Source organism: Nitrosococcus watsonii C-113, assembly GCF_000143085.1.
Lineage (GTDB): Bacteria > Pseudomonadota > Gammaproteobacteria > Nitrosococcales > Nitrosococcaceae > Nitrosococcus > Nitrosococcus watsonii.
The window spans coordinates 3,239,183-3,252,929 of sequence record NC_014315.1 but is presented as its reverse complement, the minus strand read 5'-3'; the positions used below and the strand labels follow the sequence as shown (position 1 = coordinate 3,252,929).

The following is a 13,747-nucleotide window of genomic DNA, read 5'->3' as shown; positions in this document are numbered from 1 at the left end:
TGGAGCGATGACTACCCATATGGTTGAGTTAAAAAATGATCGTTTTCTCCGGGCGTTGTTACGGCAGCCGGTGGACCGAACTCCGGTTTGGATCATGCGCCAGGCAGGGCGTTATCTCCCCGAATATCGGGAAGTGCGTGCTAAAGCTGGGGATTTTTTGACCTTATGTACAACGCCAGAGCTGGCTTGCGAAGTGACTTTGCAACCGCTGCACCGTTTTGACCTGGATGCTGCTATTATTTTTTCTGATATTCTCACCATTCCGCATGCCATGGGGTTGGGACTGTATTTTTCCAAAGGTGAAGGGCCTCGCTTTGAACGGCCGGTAAGAACTAACAACCAAGTCTCTGCCCTTGGGGTTCCAGATCCAGAATCGGATTTAGGTTATGTCATGGAAGCTCTCCGATTAACCCGAAGAGAGCTAGATGGGCGCGTGCCTCTCATCGGTTTTTCTGGCAGTCCCTGGACCTTAGCGTGCTATATGGTGGAGGGAGGATCAAGTAAGGATTTTGCCCTAATCAAGGGACTGATGTTTGAGCAACCTCAGGTAATGCACCACCTACTAGAAGTTCTTGCCCAGGCTGTTACAGTCTATCTTAACGCCCAGATAGCAGCGGGTGCACAGGCCGTAATGCTCTTCGATAGCTGGGGTGGAGCGTTAAGCCACCGAGACTATCAGGACTTCTCTCTTTCTTATATGGCCCGGATCGTGGAGGGCTTAATGCGAGAAAACGAGGGTCGGCAAGTACCAGTGATTTTATTTACCAAAGGGGGAGGGCTTTGGCTGGAGGCAATGGTCGAGGCAGGCTGTGATGCTCTAGGGGTTGATTGGACCGTGGACCTCGCTAAAGCGCGAATGCGGGTAGGAAAGCAAGTAGCCCTGCAAGGGAACATGGACCCTTGCGTGCTTTATGCCTCCAGCGCACGGGTACGCCGGGAGGTAAGCGAAATCATTAAAGCTTATGGTGCTGGTAGCGGCCATATTTTTAATCTTGGGCATGGAATTCATCCTACGGTAAAGCCTGAGAAAGTAACGGCCCTTGTGGATGCGGTCCATGAACTGAGTGTGCCATACCATACCTATAAGTGAATGAGTTTGTTCCAGCAAAGGAGTGTTTAATAAAAGGATGCCTAATGCTCCATAATAAAGAGGAGTTGCTCGATCGCTAAACTAACCTTGATGGCTATTAGTTTACTCTGCAGTTATACCTTTATAACCTTCCTACTTTGGAAAGATGTATACTGGTGGATTATTGCCCTAAAGACAACGATAGGATCCTATATGCAAGCGTATCTCCCATACGATCCCATCCATGTAGGAAGTATTAAGCGTGCAGAATTTAAGCGCAATCCGTTTTTCTAATCGATTATCCCTGGTTTTTCAAGCACTGCTGGGAATGAATAAATGAAGCCTTCCCCTACACCCTTAAAAGCACCTACCCCGAGTCCTGCTGCCCCGCCTAGAATATGGCCTAATACGGGAATCTTATCTCCTGCAGTACGCCCCCAATCCATCGCTCCAAATCCGCCTTCTTCAAGGATATTGATGGGCCAGCGAGCCCCCATGTTGCCGACGAACTCAACTGGCTCGCAGAGTATTCTCAAAAATATATTTTTTTCGGAACATTCTAAATAATTTCTTGAATCAACGTCCCATTGAACCATACCCCGATCTTCAAGCATATCGCCTAATGAAGTCGTAGAGAATAGCATCGGTGCCAGAATTAACCACCTTAATTTCATGATTTACCTTAATATTTTAATAATAATAGACTCCGATCACCCGGCCAGGGAATTTCCATAATTAGAGCAAAGCTTTATTTAAGTATCCTGATAAAAATTTAAGGAATTAACATTGTAAGTTTTTAATCCAATCACTGCTGCTACACTCCTCATTCAGGCTTGCTGGTTTGCAGAAACGGTTGAATAATGCAAAATTAACCGTATATTCCTCTCTTAAATTTTACCGAGATACTTATATACTATTTGTCAGGTTAATGTGACCAGGAGATCGGAGCACTGTATACGATAAAAATGTTGGTTATAAATTAATCTTTGTCCTTCCCTTCCTACTTTTCTTCTGTTTCTTTTTTAGCCTTCATTTCTGCTTTTTTCCCTTTTGTGCTTCTATAACGGTAAAAAGCATAACCGAGCGCAGCAAGTATCAAGATGCCAAAAATGATAGGCAGTAAACGCCGCGCCAAAGAAGCCTCTTCTTTTATCCCTACCCGGATAGGGATACTGATCTCTTCCCCCCCTATCGTTAGGACAGCGGCATATACGCCTCGTTTGTTAAAATCCACCTGTGTTTCCAGCAAGCCAGCACGGTAGTTTTTCTCAGGGAGCTCTACTAACGTGCGTGTTTCTGTTACCGTACCTTGCTCTTCGCCTGACGCTGTTTCTACAATCCGGAGTGCTACCGGGCGACTCCTGGTATAGTGATCTACGAGATCAATGGTAATCAGCGTAGTACCAGTGATAGGTAAATTATGGCAAAAACGTTCAAACTCTAGCTTTTTTTTCCCCTCCTCCTCTTTTCCCCCCTTTTCTGCTCGTTGATAAGCGGTAAAATGTACTACATACCCTTTAGCTTTTGTCACGCATGGTATGCCAAGCATAGGTTCCTGCACCGGATTTTCCTCCTGCGCCCACGCATACGGTATGCAGAAAAAGATAGTCGCCATAAGAAAAGGGGTACTCTGTAATAATTGCTTCATTACTGTCTTCATTTTTACTCCTGCCTTTCTGGTCTGCCCGCCCCCTCCGGAGCAGGAGAGCAGGTTGATCATTTTTGGGTCAGATCATAGCTATCTCATCATTACGATACGGCTGCAAGTTAATATGCTCTTCCGGTCCAAATCAGCATATGCTTATCACTTACATTCCATTTGCCCTTGATAACTGACCCTCGTTGTAGCGTTGCCTCCTTGATGCGCTATTTCACCCTCTATGGTGTCCTCCCTTAATAAACCCCGTATCTGGTAAAGCTCTAGGGTTTTTAGGTATTCCTCAGTAAGAATGTAGAAATCTCACTTAAGGAAATAATCCGTAATAATAAGTCAGATCTTTTTTGGGTACCACATTACCTCTTTAGAAGATGCAGGAGTAGGAGAAATATTACTGCTTTTTCGCAAGTTATCCCTCTCTTTAATCATATGTTAAGTTTACCGCAGTTTATTCAACCAATAATCAATAGCTTGACCCCAGTTTGGCAGTTAATAGAAGATTATACGGGGTTTGGCCCCTAGGAGAAGAACTGAAGAGGAGGCGAGGAGAATGCTATAGTTATACTAAATAACTTTGTGACATCATGAGTTTTTCGATATTTTCTCCTGAGAACTGCCTTTGTTTTTTGAGTAGAGCAAAGGATGGTTCAATGGGGTTGACATCGGGTGAGTAGGTTGGGAGTGGAAGTGAGGTATGCCCGGCTTTCTCAAAAATGGCTTTGATATCAGATTTTTTGTGAAAGCGGGCATTATCCATCACAATAACGCTTGGTTTTGTTAATTCTTTAAGCAAAAAATCCTTTAGCCACATATTAACCCAAGCTGTGTTGCAAGAGCCTTTGAATATAACCGGTGCCAGCCCTTGTTCTCTGCGCTGGGCGATGATGAAGTTCACCTCCTTGCGGTTGTTTCCCGCTACATCTCCCTAAATTTTTTGGCCCCCTGGTGCCCTCCATGCGGGCGATAGCTGTGTTTTTCAAAGCCGCTTTCATCACAATAAACACTGTTCTCCTGACCGTGACTTTTGAAGCGCCATCGGGCAAGATAATTCGCCCTTTGCATAGGGCAGTTTTCGGCATATCTACGCGCTTTTTTTCTGGCGCAGACTGGACCCAATTGCACGGGTATGAACGCCAAAGTGAGCGCCGCGCTCTGAAAGTTTAGCATCAGGATAATCCTGAACATGGCCCTTTAATGCCGCCTTATCCAGCTTTCGATAACGAGGCCCATGCCGCTTAGGGCATAAACCTTCACTCGTCCACCAGCGATATAGTGTGTTACGGGATATTTTGAATAGGCGCCCGGCTTCTCTCCGGCTTCCGCCCTCTTCGATAAAGCTCACCACATTTTTACGAAAGTCTAAGAAATACCTCATGGGTTCACGATAGCATGATCGATTCTTATCTCAAATCACTATAGAGACAAGCTGAAGGTGGATGAAACGAAGGGTAGCTTTCTGCTCAAACACAGTCACTGGAGTAAGGGTCTTAGCCTATATCAGCAGAGTTCATAGATAGGCATTGCTACTTATAGATAGATTTGAGATACCGTTCTATGCATTGTGCTCCATGCCTTTGTGCCGAGGCGGTAAGGAACGGTATCGTGAGATCAAAGGGGCGTTACCGCTGCAAGTCCTGCGCTTGTAATTACATACAATCTCCAATGCCACGCACACCACGTGATGTTCAAAAGCGTTGTATAGGGCTTTCTTTCCTTCAGGGCGGCCTAAACGTGAGTACCAGACTTTAGTACGGTACAAAGCGCGGATATAGTTAACACTTTCAGTGAGTTATACAGTAAGAGAGCGATAAGGTTATGATGAACGGTTTACCGCCAAGTAAAGGTTCATCTCCTCATGATGGCTGCTCACTTACTGAAGCTTGAACGTAAGCGTTGTCTGCCCTGTCATCAAGCCCGTATTGACTGTTTAGCCCAATTGATAGTGGCGATGGTTCAAGTACGGGTGGTGAATTTAACCCAACTGGTGTTGGGTTTGGATGCGGTAGTGCAGCGGGAATGGGTTTATCAGCGGGTGAAGCGTTTTTTTCGTCACCATGTTTTTGAAACTGAGCTGGTGGCGGTGCTGGTGAGGAGTTGGCTAGATGTGGGCGAGCGGTGGGTGCTGTGCCTGGATCGGACCCTCTGGCAGTTGGGAGGCAGGCTGATTAACGTACTGGTCCTCTCGGTAGCCTATGAGGGGGGGTATCTGTGCTGCTGATGTGGACCGGTGCTGGGGAGAAGAGGTAACGCCTCCACCGAGGAGCGTATCGCCCTGCTAGAGCGGTTTCTACGCCGCTTTCCGCCGGAGCGCATTGAGTGTCTGGCGGCCGAGCGGGAGTTCCGTGGTCATCGGTGGTTAGCCTATCTCATCCAACGCGGGATTTGGTTTCGCTTGCGCCTTCCAAATAATACCCAGACCCCTAACTGCCCTTGTAACGCCCATCTACCGCTCACCCGGCTTTTTGCCCGTGCAGAGCGGTGAGGTGATGGTGCTCAATTGGCCACGGCGCCTATGGGGGCATACTTTGTACCTTGTCGGTACGCGCGCACCCCGTGGGGAACAGGTCATCGTCATCACGGCCCACGCCCCGGAACAGGCGCTCGAAGACTACCGGCAACGGTGGCAAACAGAGTGCCTGTTTGCGGTAATGAAGCGCCGGGGGTTTTAACCTCGAAGACACCACATCACCGATCCAGAGCGGGTCGCTCGCTTGAGCGCCGCGCTTGGAGTGTGATCCGGTTGGGGTTGGATACGCTGCGCCGAGCTTTGCCCAATGGCGCCTCACAAACACGGCAGATATGACTTTGGGTTGACCTCCTTTTTGATAAAAAGATCGCTATAACAAAAAATTAGAGAAAGTCTTTGTTTTTGTACCGTACTAAGGTACCAGACTCTCAAGTTTAACTACCGGAGCCTTGCATGGATTTACATCGACTGGAAAAGCTCTTTGTTTACGGCTTTCTTGGCTGCCTCCTGCTTAGTGACGATATTGCGACGGAGTAAGCCTGACAGGCACTGATCCAGAGTCTGCATACCTGCCCCTTGGCCCGTTTGGATGGCAGAATACATTTGAGGGATCTTATCTTCACGGATGAGATTACGAATAGCCGGATTGCCAATCATGATCTCGTGGGCAGCAACCCGGCCACCGCCAAATTTTTTAAGGAGAGTCTGAGAAATTACGGCCCGCAGGGATTCGGAGAGCATAGAGCGCACCATATCTTTCTCCGCAGCGGGGAATACATCAATAATACGATCAATAGTCTTGGCTGCGGAACTGGTATGCAAGGTGCCAAAGACTAAATGACCCGTCTCTGCCGCCGTCAATGCGAGGCGAATAGTTTCAAGATCTCGCAATTCACCTACCAGAATAATATCAGGGTCTTCCCGCAATGCCGAACGCAGCGCTTCGCTAAAGCCGTGGGTATCTCGATGGACCTCCCGTTGATTAATTAGGCTTTTTTTACTCTCGTGGACAAATTCGATGGGATCTTCGATGGTTAAAATGTGAGCAAAATCATTCTCGTTTTTATAATTTACCATGGCCGCTAAGGTGGTCGATTTGCCAGAACCGGTAGGTCCAGTTACTAGCACCACCCCCCGGGGATTATCGGCAATATCCTTAAATACGGCGGGAGTATCAAGTTCTTCAAGGGTGAGCACCTGGGAGGGAATGGTGCGGAATACCGCCGCCGCCCCACGATTCTGATTGAACGCATTCACGCGGAAACGGGCTAATCCAGGGATTTCGAAGGAAAAGTCGGTCTCAAGAAATTCTTCATAATCCTTACGCTGCTTGTCATTCATGATATCGTAGATCATGGCATGGACATCCTTGTGTTCCATAGGCGGTAAGTTAATTCGGCGCACGTCGCCATCTACCCGGATCATTGGTGGGAGTCCCGCCGAGATATGTAAATCGGAGGCAGAATTCTTGACACTAAAGGCAAGCAGTTCAGCGATATCCATAGATTTCCTTAATATTGATGAGTTGCCAATTTCATTAGAAATATCGGCTGGGCTCAGTCAAACTTAAAATGGTTAAACCTTAGCGAGGAGGCGGCAAGTACAAAATATGGCCCAAATTGCACTGCAATTAGCAGAAATTTACACTCGTATCGCCCAGGCTGAACGGCGCTTTGGTCGTTCTGAAGGAAGTGTATCCCTGGTAGCAGCTAGTAAAACCTGTCCGGTTTCCGCAATCCGCGCTGCAGTAGTCGGTGGACAGCGGGCTTTTGGAGAAAACTATCTCCAAGAGGCTTTACCAAAAATTAAAGAATTGGAAACGGAAGGTTTAGAATGGCATTTCATTGGCCCAATTCAATCCAATAAAACCCGGGATATTGCCACCCACTTTGATTGGGTTCATAGCGTTGCCCGTCTAAAAATTGCTCAGCGCCTGAGTCAGCAGCGGCCGCCGGAATTAGCGCCCCTAAATGTCTGCTTGCAGGTGAATATTAGTGGTGAAAGTTCTAAATCTGGCACTACTACTCAGGAACTTGCTGAATTAGCCGCAGCGGTTACTGAAATGCCCCAGCTTTCCTTGCGGGGCTTGATGACTTTACCTGCCCTCAATTCTGACTTCGAGGCCCAACGTCGACCTTTTCGGGCCTTGCACCAGTTATGGGAGGAGCTTCGACAGAAGGGATTCGCACTAGACAGTTTATCCATGGGCATGACGGATGATCTAGAAGCTGCAATTGCGGAAGGTGCCACGCTGGTGCGGGTCGGTACGGCAATATTCGGTTCCCGACCAAGAAAAGACCGTTAAGCTAGCGCATTTTAGCAAAACTCTGTTGTAATATTCGCCTTACATTCATATTATAGGATAAACTCACTATTCGAAATGGAGCCAAAAAGTGAGGCCATGAGCGAACAAACTCTTGCCTTTATTGGTGGTGGCAATATGGCGGCGAGTCTCATAGGCGGCTTAGTTGCCGATGGCCGTGATGCCCAAGCCATCTGGGTCGCCGATCCAGATCGGCGTAAGCTAGACGCCCTTCATGAGCGTTTCGGCGTTAATACCGCGCCCGATAATATCCAGGTGGCGCAAGATGCAGCTATAATCGTGTTGGCGGTTAAGCCGCAACAGTTAAGAAGCGTAGTCACCCAGCTTAAAAATGTGGCTACCCTTTCCCAGCCCCTTTGGCTCACTATTGCTGCGGGAATCGGAACTCCGGATGTAGAAGCTTGGCTTGGGGGTCCAGCGCCTATCGTACGAGCGATGCCTAACACTCCGGCATTGGTTCAGGCGGGAGCCACGGCCTTATTTGCCAATCCCCATACCAGCCCGAATCAACGGCAAACGGCAGAGTCCGTGCTGCGAGCGGTGGGGCTAACCTTGTGGTTAAACGACGAAAATCTCATGGAGGTGGTGACGGCCCTATCGGGCGGTGGACCTGCCTATTTCTTTCTAGTGATGGAAGCAATGGAAAAAGCTGCTATCGATTTGGGTTTAGAGTCCAATACTGCGCGCTTATTAACGCTTGAAACCGCTTTTGGAGCCGCTAAAATGGCCCTGAAAAGCGAAGAAGGCTGCGCCAGCTTGCGGCAGCGAGTTACCTCACCGGGAGGCACCACTGAGCGGGCTATTGCCGCTTTGGAGGAGGCCAACATCCGGAAAGCCTTCGCTCGCGCCTTGCAAGCTGCCCGCGATCGCGCCCGAGAGCTAGCCCAAGAACTTGGAAGCAAGCATGCCTAACGATTATTTAACTATCCCCTTGATTTTTCTGATTAATACTCTTTTTAGCCTCTATATTTTGGCGGTGATGCTACGCCTATTACTGCAATCGGTACGGGCCAACTCCCGTAATCCGGTGGCACAGTTTTTGATTACTATTACCCAACCTCTCCTTCGTCCTCTGCGCCGTTTTTTGCCCCCTATGGGCAATATTGATACGGCTTCCTTGTTCCTGCTTCTCGTGCTTACGATGGTTAAATTAACCATCATCTCAAGCTTGGCTCTAAGTGTACCTCCACTACCGGTTTTGTTACTGGCAAGCATCGGCGATCTAGTCGGTCTGATCTTTGATGTTTTCAAAATCGCCATTTTTATCCAAGTTATCCTGAGCTGGGTAGCACCCACTACTTATAATCCGGTTACTATACTCTTATACGATCTCACCGAGCCCCTATTACGGCCCGCCCGGAATTTAGTGCCGTCCATCGGAGGTTTGGATTTGTCGCCATTAGTAGTTTTGATTGCTCTACAGGTGGCCTCCATGCTCATTGAGCCTTGGTTTCCCCGCATTATCTAATTGCTGATGACGGCTCAATGGTATTGCTGGCAGCAGGAGGCGTTAATTGTCCAGATACGCCTCCAGCCCAGGGCTAGAGGCGATGAAGTTATTGGCCCCCATGGGAATCGGCTAAAAATTCGAATTACCGCACCCCCGGTAGAAGGCAAGGCTAACACTCAACTGCTCCGCTTCTTGGTTAAAACCTTCCAGGTCAGCAGAAACCAAGTCTATCTACTTTCAGGAACCGCTAGCCGGGACAAACGGGTGCGCATTGAGAAACCAGCTAAATTGCTGCCAGGTATCACCCCTCCTATTCGCAAAATAGTAAGTTAGAAGTTGGCCTACTACCAAGACCGAAAGCGGCGTAATAAAAGTAGCCCTGGAATTGCCATCAAAGCACAGCAGGAAAAAAATACCACCCATCCAAAATTGGTGGCAAGAAAACCGGTTGGTGCCGCCACAATAACGCGGGGAATCCCCATTAGGCTAGAAAGCAAGGCATACTGGGTGGCAGTAAATTTCTTGTTTGTCAGACTCGACATAAACGCCACATAAGCAGCCGTTCCCATACCACCGCTCACATTTTCAAAGGTGATAACGGCAGTAAGACCTGACAGGCTATAGCCATAAGCGCCAAGCGCGACAAAACCGGCGGTAGAAATGCTTTGCAGCAGGCCAAACGCCCATAGCGCCCGGTAGATACCTAATCGTAGCATTACAACCCCCCCCGTCAGACCGCCCAAAACTGTAGCCCAAAACCCAAATCCTTTAACAATGGCGCCGATCTCAGTCTTGGAATAGCCTTGGTCTAAATAGAAGGGCATGCTCATGTGGCTCGCCATGATATCGCCGATTTTATAAAGCAGAATAAAGAGTAGAATCAAAAAGGCATTAGGACGGCGAAAATATTCTAGAAAAGGCGCTATAACGGCTTCATGGAATGTTTTAGGAGTCTCAGCAGCAATGGTCGGCTCTGGCGCTAGCAGGGTAGTGAGTACGCCAATTAACATGGTTAGCGCTAGTAACTGGTAAACTTGGTGAAAAGGCATATAATCAGCAAGGATTAATCCTCCGCCAGAGGCCAATAGCAACCCTACTCGATAACCATTAACGTAAAGGGAGGATCCTAAACCTAGTTCATGATCGGCTAAACTTTCCCGGCGATGGGCGTCAATCACGATATCCTGGGTGGCGGAGAAGAAGGCCACTAGCAAGGCGGCAGCGGCAACGTCTATGGGGTTGGCGGCAGGTTCTGTTAAACTCAGCCCCATCAGGGCGAGGATGAGCCCGATTTGCACTCGTAACAACCAGCCCCGGCGGCGTCCCATACCACCGAGTGAGTAGCGATCCAAAAAAGGAGCCCATAGGAACTTAAGCGTATAGGGTAACCCCACCAGAGCAAACAAACCGATAGTTCCTAAATCCACACCTTCTTGTTGCATCCATGCCTGCAATACTGAACCGGTGAGCAAAAGGGGCAGGCCACTGGAAAACCCCATCAAGGAAACCACCAACATGCGTCCTGAGAAAATAACGCACAAGTACTTTCGCCCTGCTTTAATCAAATTGAGGCGCTCATTAATAGCCAGAATGGATAAGTATCATTAACCCATTGTATCCTCAAAGAGAAAATTACGGCTTAAGTTTTCTAAGGATATGGGGTCCGTTAAAATAGTACTTTTTCTTATGAAATACGAATGAAGAGCTACCAAAACGAATTTATTAAGTTTGCGATCGAAAAGGGAGTGCTGCGCTTTGGGGAGTTCACCCTGAAGTCCGGTCGGATGAGCCCCTACTTTTTTAATAGCGGATTATTCAATAGCGGTGCAAGCCTGGCCCGGCTAGGTCGTTTCTACGCCCAAGCCATTGCTGACTCGGGACTTGCTTTCGAGGTGCTTTTTGGACCGGCTTATAAAGGCATCCCCTTAGTGACAGCTACAGCTATTGCATTGATGGAACAACATGGATGGGATATAGAGTACGCGTTTAATCGCAAAGAGATCAAGGATCATGGGGAAGGAGGAAAGGTGGTGGGGAGTCCACTTAAAGGCGCTCGGGTTCTAATCGTCGACGATGTTATTTCCGCCGGCACCTCAGTACGAGAATCGGCTGCTCTTATCCATGCCGCAGGGGCTGCACTCACGGGTGTAGCGATTTCCTTGGACCGCCAGGAGCGGGGTCAAGGGAAACAATCTGCTGTCCAAGAGGTAGAAGCCCAGCATGGTATTCCCGTAGTGAGCATTACCTGTCTAGACCATCTGATTCGCCATTTAGAAGGGAAGCCGGGAATGAAAGAACATTTAAATAAAATGCAAGCCTATAAAAAACAATATGGAGTAGAGCGGATTTTTAACCCGCAATCAATTTGAGCCCAATGAGTAAGGTCACTATTTCAAAGCCTCGCTTAATCCAGCGGTTACCTTTGACAATAGAAAGATGAGCACCTAAATACCCTCCCAGCAAAGAACCTATGAGCAAAGCTGGTAGCCAAGTCCATTGGATATTGCCGAGCCATCCTAGCGTTAAGGCTCCTGCGCCATTCCAAAACAAGCCGACTAACGCCAATGTATAAGCCACCGCCCGCTTATAGTCTAAACCAAACCATCTCACTAACCAAAGAGTGACAAAGAGTCCGGTGCCTGAAGTTAAAGAGCCGTTTAAAATGCCGATGAAGAATAAAGTGCCGCCACCTACTAAATAGCCTCGCCAGTGGCGGTTTAAAAGATGAGGGGCTTGTCCCAGATTCGGTTTGAGGAAAGAATAGACTCCCAAACTTAGCGTTAAACAACCCAGTGCAAACTCTGCTGTGCGGGTGGGAATTTTGAGAATTACATTCGCTCCGAGGATAACTCCCGGTAAACCCCAGGCCAGAATAAAGAGGGCAAATCGACGCTCTAAGGTCTCTTCTCTCAAGTGCCGGAGAGTAGCGCCGATACCTAGGGCGACGGACGCTACCTTGTGGGTTGCTAGCGCGATACCAAAGGGCAGGCCCAGGAAAATTAATGCCGGCAACTGCACTAGCCCTGCTCCACCTCCGCTGAAGGCCGAAAATAAATTAGCTAGCAGGGAAATGAGAAATAAAGCGCCTTGATCAAACCAATGCATTGCGGCTAAGGGTCTAGTTAATAGGTTTTTCTGAATTGTCCTATGCCTAAAATAAGCAACGTTATCCAAATTCTGTTTATAGCAGGTATTTCTATCTTAGCCGCTCTCTGTAGTTTTAGCTCTTTAGTGCAAGCAGGGCAGCTTTATCGTTATATTGGCGAAAATGGGACGCAGATGCTCAGTGGTAACCTTCCCCCAGAGGCGGTTCAGGGAGGATATGAAATTATTAATAGTCAGACAATGGTAGTGGTTAAACGAGTCCCCCCTGCAAAAACTCAGAAACAACTTGTTGAGGAAGCACGCCTTGCTCAAATCGAAGCAGAAAAGCGGCAGCGAGCGCAAGAGCAGGAAGATTATAATCACATGCTCTTAGCGACTTTTGGCTCTGAAGCCGATTTATTGCGAATCCGGGATAGTCAGATCGGAGCTATTGAAGGAGCTATCAGACTTGTTCAGAGCAAAATAAAGACACTGCAACAGGCGTTGAGAGAACGCCAAAATCAAGCAGCTCATTTAGAGCGTAATGGCCAAACGATTCCTGAGCAATTACTTACTGGTATCCAAAACGTCAAGGCCCATTTAGTCCGTAACCAGCGTTATATTGCTAAGAAACGCCAGGAGCAAGTAGCTATTAAGGAAAAATTTACTGAGGATCTCAAACGTTTTCAGGAGCTTACTCAGTCTAGGGGTCATCTTCCAAGCTTCTAAGATCTGCGTGAGGTGTTTATAGATAATAAATGGTTAGATTCAGCACCCCTTGTGGATAAGGCTGCCTATCCCTTCGTCGGTAAAGAGTTCCAGAATGACTGCATGTTCAACCCGACCATCAAGGATATGGGCTGACCTTACACCAGCATGTACTGCTTCAAGGGCGCACTGTATCTTAGGCAGCATCCCGCCTGATATGGTCCCATCCGCGATTAAGCTCTGGACTTGATGAGCATTCAGGCCGGTTAATAATTTACCCTCTTTGTTGAGTAAACCCGACGTATTAGTAAGCAAAATTAATTTCTCTGCTCCCAGGGCTTCTGCTAATTTCCCTGCAACCAGGTCGGCATTGATATTATAGGATTGGCCGTTTTCCCCTACGCCAATAGGAGCGATGACTGGAATAAAATCGCTTTGAACCAGCAGCTCCACAATACGAGTATTAATTTGCTTCACCTTCCCTACGTGACCCATATCCACAAATTCGGGGATATGGGTGGCCGGATCGCCCCTATCCTGGGTTAAATGCAGCTTTTCTGCCTGGATTAAGGTGCCATCCTTGCCAGTAAGGCCCACGGCATGACCGCCATGCTGATTGATCAGATTCACAATCTCCTTATTGACCTGCCCGCTAAGAACCATTTCCACTATATCCATGGTTTCCTTATCCGTTACCCGCATTCCCTGGATGAACTCACTTTGCTTACCAACGCGCTCTAGCAAACGGCCAATTTGTGGCCCCCCGCCATGGATCACAACGGGATTGATCCCCACCAGCTTCATCAGAACCACGTCACGGGAAAAGCCGTTTTTGAGATCATCATCCACCATCGCGTTACCGCCATATTTGATAACCACGGTTTTTCCTGCAAAACGCTGGATGTAGGGAAGGGATTCGGTCAGCACTTGGGCAATCTTCATGGCATAATCGATGGTTAAAGTCATCGCGGCACTGCTTCCAAAATTTA

Annotated in this window: 17 protein-coding genes and 1 pseudogene; 10 read left to right on the top strand and 8 right to left on the bottom strand. The window is 48.1% G+C overall.

Going from position 1 to position 13,747, the window contains the following annotated elements; all coding sequences use genetic code 11:
- The first annotated feature begins 19 nt into the window (after nucleotides 1–19).
- Entirely contained in the window at nucleotides 20–1,090 is a 1,071-nt protein-coding gene (hemE, locus tag NWAT_RS14875) for a uroporphyrinogen decarboxylase (protein WP_013221845.1), read from the top strand.
- A gap of 269 nt (nucleotides 1,091–1,359) precedes the next feature.
- Here hemE and NWAT_RS14865 read toward each other — a convergent pair whose 3' ends face one another.
- The 4 genes and pseudogenes from NWAT_RS14865 to NWAT_RS14850 form a co-directional block, all read right to left on the bottom strand.
- A complete protein-coding gene (locus tag NWAT_RS14865; protein ID WP_013221844.1) occupies nucleotides 1,360–1,743 on the bottom strand; it encodes a hypothetical protein in 384 nt (127 codons plus the stop codon).
- Nucleotides 1,744–2,069: 326 nt separating this feature from the next.
- A complete protein-coding gene (locus NWAT_RS14860) occupies nucleotides 2,070–2,729 on the bottom strand; it encodes a hypothetical protein (RefSeq protein WP_013221843.1) in 660 nt (219 codons plus the stop codon).
- Nucleotides 2,730–3,285: 556 nt separating this feature from the next.
- Nucleotides 3,286–3,627: pseudogene (locus tag NWAT_RS14855) on the bottom strand (transposase); the annotation flags it as partial.
- 180 nt (nucleotides 3,628–3,807) lie between these two features.
- Nucleotides 3,808–4,101, bottom strand: a complete 294-nt coding sequence (locus tag NWAT_RS14850) for an IS630 transposase-related protein (RefSeq protein WP_041350806.1) — start codon at nucleotides 4,099–4,101, stop codon at nucleotides 3,808–3,810.
- Nucleotides 4,102–4,581: 480 nt separating this feature from the next.
- On the opposite strand from NWAT_RS14850, the gene NWAT_RS14845 reads away from it, so the two are divergent.
- The 3 genes from NWAT_RS14845 to NWAT_RS14835 are packed head-to-tail and all read left to right on the top strand — an operon-like array spanning nucleotide 4,582 to nucleotide 5,395.
- Entirely contained in the window at nucleotides 4,582–4,944 is a 363-nt protein-coding gene (locus NWAT_RS14845) for a hypothetical protein (RefSeq protein WP_041350503.1), read from the top strand.
- Nucleotides 4,945–4,953: 9 nt separating this feature from the next.
- Nucleotides 4,954–5,208, top strand: a complete 255-nt coding sequence (locus NWAT_RS14840) for a hypothetical protein (RefSeq protein WP_041350505.1) — start codon at nucleotides 4,954–4,956, stop codon at nucleotides 5,206–5,208.
- Nucleotide 5,209: 1 nt separating this feature from the next.
- A complete protein-coding gene (locus NWAT_RS14835; RefSeq protein WP_041350506.1) occupies nucleotides 5,210–5,395 on the top strand; it encodes a hypothetical protein in 186 nt (61 codons plus the stop codon).
- 257 nt (nucleotides 5,396–5,652) lie between these two features.
- Here the strand turns inward: NWAT_RS14835 and NWAT_RS14830 are convergent, their stop codons facing one another.
- Nucleotides 5,653–6,696, bottom strand: coding sequence for a type IV pilus twitching motility protein PilT (locus tag NWAT_RS14830; protein WP_013221842.1), 1,044 nt, complete (start codon nucleotides 6,694–6,696; stop codon nucleotides 5,653–5,655).
- A 106-nt stretch (nucleotides 6,697–6,802) separates the two neighbouring features.
- Between NWAT_RS14830 and NWAT_RS14825 the strand changes: the two genes are divergently transcribed.
- From NWAT_RS14825 to NWAT_RS14810, 4 genes are all read left to right on the top strand, one after another.
- The gene (locus NWAT_RS14825) at nucleotides 6,803–7,498 is read left to right on the top strand and encodes a YggS family pyridoxal phosphate-dependent enzyme (protein WP_013221841.1); all 696 of its coding nucleotides are present in this window, start codon (nucleotides 6,803–6,805) and stop codon (nucleotides 7,496–7,498) included.
- Nucleotides 7,499–7,594: 96 nt separating this feature from the next.
- Nucleotides 7,595–8,428 carry a pyrroline-5-carboxylate reductase gene (gene proC / locus NWAT_RS14820; RefSeq protein ID WP_013221840.1) on the top strand — a complete coding sequence of 278 codons (834 nt, stop codon included), beginning with the start codon at nucleotides 7,595–7,597 and terminating at the stop codon, nucleotides 8,426–8,428.
- Nucleotides 8,421–8,984, top strand: coding sequence for a YggT family protein (locus NWAT_RS14815; protein ID WP_013221839.1), 564 nt, complete (start codon nucleotides 8,421–8,423; stop codon nucleotides 8,982–8,984). The genes proC and NWAT_RS14815 overlap by 8 nt, the downstream gene beginning before the upstream one ends.
- 6 nt (nucleotides 8,985–8,990) lie before the next feature.
- Nucleotides 8,991–9,299, top strand: coding sequence for a DUF167 domain-containing protein (locus NWAT_RS14810; protein ID WP_013221838.1), 309 nt, complete (start codon nucleotides 8,991–8,993; stop codon nucleotides 9,297–9,299).
- Between the two features lie 11 nt (nucleotides 9,300–9,310).
- Here the strand turns inward: NWAT_RS14810 and NWAT_RS14805 are convergent, their stop codons facing one another.
- Nucleotides 9,311–10,507 (bottom strand): AmpG family muropeptide MFS transporter, encoded by a 1,197-nt coding sequence (locus tag NWAT_RS14805; RefSeq protein ID WP_013221837.1) that lies wholly within the window; start codon nucleotides 10,505–10,507, stop codon nucleotides 9,311–9,313.
- Between the two features lie 156 nt (nucleotides 10,508–10,663).
- On the opposite strand from NWAT_RS14805, the gene pyrE reads away from it, so the two are divergent.
- On the top strand, nucleotides 10,664–11,335 hold the full coding sequence (gene pyrE, locus NWAT_RS14800; RefSeq protein WP_013221836.1) for an orotate phosphoribosyltransferase: 672 nt from the start codon (nucleotides 10,664–10,666) through the stop codon (nucleotides 11,333–11,335).
- On the opposite strand, the gene NWAT_RS14795 is transcribed toward pyrE, so the two are convergent.
- The gene (locus NWAT_RS14795; protein WP_013221835.1) at nucleotides 11,316–12,071 is read right to left on the bottom strand and encodes a sulfite exporter TauE/SafE family protein; all 756 of its coding nucleotides are present in this window, start codon (nucleotides 12,069–12,071) and stop codon (nucleotides 11,316–11,318) included. The genes pyrE and NWAT_RS14795 overlap by 20 nt on opposite strands.
- 42 nt (nucleotides 12,072–12,113) lie before the next feature.
- Here NWAT_RS14795 and NWAT_RS14790 point away from each other — a divergent pair, with 42 nt between their 5' ends.
- The gene (locus NWAT_RS14790; protein ID WP_013221834.1) at nucleotides 12,114–12,779 is read left to right on the top strand and encodes a hypothetical protein; all 666 of its coding nucleotides are present in this window, start codon (nucleotides 12,114–12,116) and stop codon (nucleotides 12,777–12,779) included.
- A gap of 39 nt (nucleotides 12,780–12,818) precedes the next feature.
- Here the strand turns inward: NWAT_RS14790 and argB are convergent, their stop codons facing one another.
- The gene (gene argB, locus NWAT_RS14785) at nucleotides 12,819–13,724 is read right to left on the bottom strand and encodes an acetylglutamate kinase (RefSeq protein ID WP_013221833.1); all 906 of its coding nucleotides are present in this window, start codon (nucleotides 13,722–13,724) and stop codon (nucleotides 12,819–12,821) included.
- Nucleotides 13,725–13,747 lie beyond the last annotated feature (23 nt).